This is a genomic window from Candidatus Methylomirabilota bacterium, from assembly GCA_027293415.1.
Taxonomy (GTDB): domain Bacteria; phylum Methylomirabilota; class Methylomirabilia; order Methylomirabilales; family CSP1-5; genus CSP1-5.
In genome coordinates, this window is the sequence record JAPUFX010000122.1 from 1 (window position 1) to 3,936 (window position 3,936).

General features: G+C 55.5%; 4 protein-coding genes. 2 read left to right on the top strand and 2 right to left on the bottom strand.

What is annotated here, in order from left to right:
* The coding region (locus O6929_08590; protein ID MCZ6480444.1) for a GYD domain-containing protein at positions 1–300 on the top strand (300 nt) is incomplete at its 5' end.
* Positions 301–358: 58 nt separating this feature from the next.
* Here O6929_08590 and O6929_08595 read toward each other — a convergent pair.
* Positions 359–1,435 (bottom strand): hypothetical protein, encoded by a 1,077-nt coding sequence (locus O6929_08595; protein ID MCZ6480445.1) that lies wholly within the window; start codon positions 1,433–1,435, stop codon positions 359–361.
* 644 nt (positions 1,436–2,079) lie between these two features.
* On the opposite strand from O6929_08595, the gene O6929_08600 reads away from it, so the two are divergent.
* The gene (locus O6929_08600; protein ID MCZ6480446.1) at positions 2,080–3,069 is read left to right on the top strand and encodes an LLM class flavin-dependent oxidoreductase; all 990 of its coding nucleotides are present in this window, start codon (positions 2,080–2,082) and stop codon (positions 3,067–3,069) included.
* 24 nt (positions 3,070–3,093) lie between these two features.
* On the opposite strand, the gene O6929_08605 is transcribed toward O6929_08600, so the two are convergent.
* A partial coding sequence (locus tag O6929_08605; protein ID MCZ6480447.1) for a cupin domain-containing protein occupies positions 3,094–3,936 on the bottom strand: 843 nt, incomplete at its 5' end.

The following is a 3,936-nucleotide window of genomic DNA, read 5'->3' on the forward strand; positions in this document are numbered from 1 at the left end:
GTCGTTATGGCAACTTTTATCGTTTTGATGAGTCTAACAGATCAGGGAATACGCAACGCCAAGCAGATCCCCGAGAGGAGAAAGGCCGGGATCGCTGCGGCTGAGAAACTCGGAATCAATGTCAAGGAAGCTTACTTGACAGCAGGGGCCTATGATACCGTGGTCATTGCCGATGCCCCGAATGGCGAGGCGATGACAACCTGGACATTGGCGATTGGCTCGCAGGGTAACATGCGTACGCAGATGATGAGGGCCTTTTCTTCCGATGAGACGGACAAGATCTTGGCCAAGCTTCCATAGAAAAAAAGTCCAAAGTGGTCGGGCCTGGCGGAGTCTGCTGCCCAAGGTGAAGACGGTATTATTCGGCTGCAACCCAGGCGGTTAGGATAGAGGGCATATCGGTGAGCACAGGTTCCCACGAGTCGCCACGGTCTCGAGTAACATAAAGGGCTCCCCTACCCCTCTCTCTGGGATTGAAACCAAAACCGCGCGCCCCGTCTCCCATGCCGGCAAAAACCGTTTTTGCGTCGATGGGATGGGGCACTAATACCCATGGCATCCACGGCATCTTTTCCGGCAATCCAGCCGAGGCTTGGCGCCAATTCTCACCACCGTCGTCACTGAGAAGTATATTTCCTTGTGGGTCTCTTGCTTCCCGCCTCCATACGCCAGGGGATCCTTTGCCCTCGGCCAGTATCATGCGGGGAGTATCACCTGGCAAGAATAGCCATTCATGGGAATAACTATAAAGTTCTGTGTAAGCCCAGGGCATACCGTTTTCCACCCGCCGCCACCGACCGCCCTCATCGTCGCTCCGAAAGAAACCCCGGGCTGAAGAGACATAGTAGCGCTCTTTGCTGCCCGGATAGTTTCTCAGAAGGTGCATGTCAAGATACGAGATTCCGGAGCTCGCATCTGCCCACGTTTGACCGCGGTCCCGACTGAGAACCACTCCTCCGTGCTCCAGTAAAACGAAGAGGAGATTCGTATCGTCGGGATGAACGAAGATATAGCGCACATGGGGGTGTTGAATGCCTCGGTACTGCCCCGGAACAGTCCACTTTGACTTGACCTCGTTAGACAACTGAAGAAGACCGTCCAGAGGCTCCCACCGGCTACCACCGTCCTCACTGCGAAACAGCTGAACGGGTCCAATACCCGCATAAACGACTCGCTCATCATGAGGATCGACGGTGAAGGTTCGGACATCACCGTCCAATACTTTCTCCCATGTTTGGCCGCCATCCTGGGTGCGGTAGCCGCCGTCGAAAGCTACTGCGGCGAAGACGACCTCCGAACGCTCGCGGCAGCCAGTCAAGCACTCCAGTGTCTGCCCTGTGAAATGCTCCGCGAGAGTGGACATCGAGCCGGAGCGGCCTCGCATTATTTTCAGGCTACCGTTAAGCGCTATGTAAAACCGTAACTGTTCGTTCATAAAAGCCTCCTACGGATATCACACTTGGTTCCCATAGAAAACGGGTAGTGGCCCAATTATAAAAGAAGGTGAGAGCTTTTCCTTTTGCGTTTTCTTAATCTGTTGACGCAACTGCACGATAGCGGGTACTGTCCGAATGAGGAGGCCCAATGGACACTGACTTCACTCCCACCCTCAGGCGGGTTCTGTGAGAGTTGCAGGCACTGGGAGCCAGGATAGATCAGCAGATAACGGTGAACCAGAGGGTAATTCGTTTCTCCGCGGTTCGTCAGAGAATCGGCAAACAAAGCACAAAGAAGGTCCGTCCTCCCGCCTTGGTCGCTTATGTCCACGATCGCTAAGCCCTGCTGAAGCACAAGCGTTTGCGGAAACCCCGCTAGTCTCGAGCCCGCACCCCAGGTCGTAAATGGAACCGATGCTTTATATCGAGCCTTCCTCGCCTGTCTTTGTAGAGATGCTCTCCAAAACAGTGGCCGTCTATCAAGTTATATCGAACACGGGGTTTGAATCCCCGTTTTCAACCAAAGGGGAGAGCTGCCGCTTCTCCCCCCCTGTGGAGTAATGGACCGCAACTCCACGAGGGAAACTCCATCGGCTTTGTGCCCTCCTCAAGAGGGGGGGTTAACATTAAATAAAAGGGACCAATGGCATCAAAGTTAAAGTTTGGGTTGCTGTTGCCTCATTTTTGTGAGCATGCGTCAGTTGAAAAATGTACCGAAGGGTCAAAAAAAGCTGAAGCCTACGGCTTCGACTCCGTTTGGGTTAGAGACCATCTCGTCTTTGAACCTTACGAATTGGAGGGACCCGACAATACGCATATCGAGGGTTTACTGATACTGTCTGCAGTTGCCTCTGTCACGAGAAAGCTGATCCTCGGGACTGCCATGGTGATCTGTCACAGAAACCCCATCCACCTGGCTCAGCTCTTCGCGAGTTTAAGCACGATCTCCAATGGCCGGCTTATCATGGGCATGGGTCTAGGTGGCTTCCCGCATGAATTCGCGGCAGCAGGCCGTCCGAACACGCTGCAAGACCGCGCCAATCTGGCAAGGATCAGCTCAAACATCTGCCGCAGACTTTGGGCTGGAGAAAAAGTCTCCTACAGTGACGGCTATTTCAACTTCGAGAATGTCGAGCTCAAGCCTACTCCGGTAAATCCCATTCCGATCTGGGCCGGGGGTGGAACCCCGGCTTCTTGCAGGCGCGCCGTGGAGTATTGCAACGGCTGGATGCCTGCGCGGATCACTCTCGCGACTTTCAGAAAATTCAAGAAATACATCCTGGAGCTTTCTAAGAAAGCCGGGAAACCAATGATAACAGCGGGAGTCATGCCCTTTACCAGCATAACCAAAGATAAGGAAACGGCGCTGAGCAAAGTCAATGTTAAGGCCCTTATCATCGAGGCCAACAAAAACCCAACCTGGGTAAGACCAACCTCCGGGTCCTTCTCAACACTGGAGGATATTCAGGGTCTCATTCTGGCCGGAACGCCGGAGGATATAGTCCGAGACACGCGAGCTTATGAAGAAGCCGGGGCTGACCATATCGTCTACGATCTCAGATTCCGCTACGTCGATTGGTACGAACAGATCGATTTTTTGGGCAGAGAAGTATTACCGGCACTCAGAGCATAGGAGAAAAAAAGCCGAACGCTCGGGTTAATCCGGCGAAAAGGTCGAGGTGACTTCCTGGTGGCCGCTGTTCTCGCTTAACTCTTCCTCGTAATAGAGGCCCAGCGCCTGGAGCACGGGCGTGTCCTGGATCGAGAAGAGCACGGCATCATCGCTCTTGGAGTTGTTGGCGTGTTCGTGGTGCGCCCAGGGAGGCAGGGCGAAGATGTCCCCCTGGCTCCAAGTGAAACGCTGTCCGTCGATGACCGTCGTACCTTCGCCCTGGACGACGTGGTAAACCGCGCTGCCCGTGTGACGGTGCGTCTTCGTGGCCTCGCCCGGCCGGAGCAACTGTGCCCAGCAGGCCATCGTCGGCAGGATGGAGCCGCCCGTTTGCGGGTGGCGGTATTCGAGTGCGATGCCGTCGAATAGGCTGCCCTCATGGTCGCGCAACGCGTTCAGTGCCTCCAGGGTCCGGTCCCAGGAGTAGAGAAGCAGCGGAGAAGATTGAAGCTTCTCCTTCACCCAGGTCGGGCTCAAGTGCGTGTGGCCGTGGAGCTGCTTGGAGGCGTTGGCCGGACGGGTCACTGGCACCTGCTGGGCGGTGTAGAACTGGAAGAACATCGCTTCCAGCGATTGGATCAAGGGGATGTCCAGCCCGTCCATCCAGACGACTCGCTCTTTCGTCTCGTTACCGTGGTCGTGCCAGGCCCAACTCGGCGTCAATATCAGATCTCCAGGCTCCATGTAGACGCGCTCTCCATCGACCGCGGTATAAGCCCCGGCCCCGTCCATGATGAACCGGATCGCAGTCGGCGTGTGGCGGTGAGCGCGGGCGACTTCGCCCGGCAAGAGCACCTGCACGGCGGCGATGAGATTGTTCGTCGTCGC

Bases quoted from the DNA above. Each gene is read 5' to 3' on its own strand.
- O6929_08595 (MCZ6480445.1), bottom strand. From the start codon at position 1,435: ATGAACGAACAGTTACGGTTTTACATAGCGCTTAACGGTAGCCTGAAA.
- O6929_08600 (MCZ6480446.1), top strand. From the start codon at position 2,080: ATGGCATCAAAGTTAAAGTTTGGGTTGCTGTTGCCTCATTTTTGTGAG.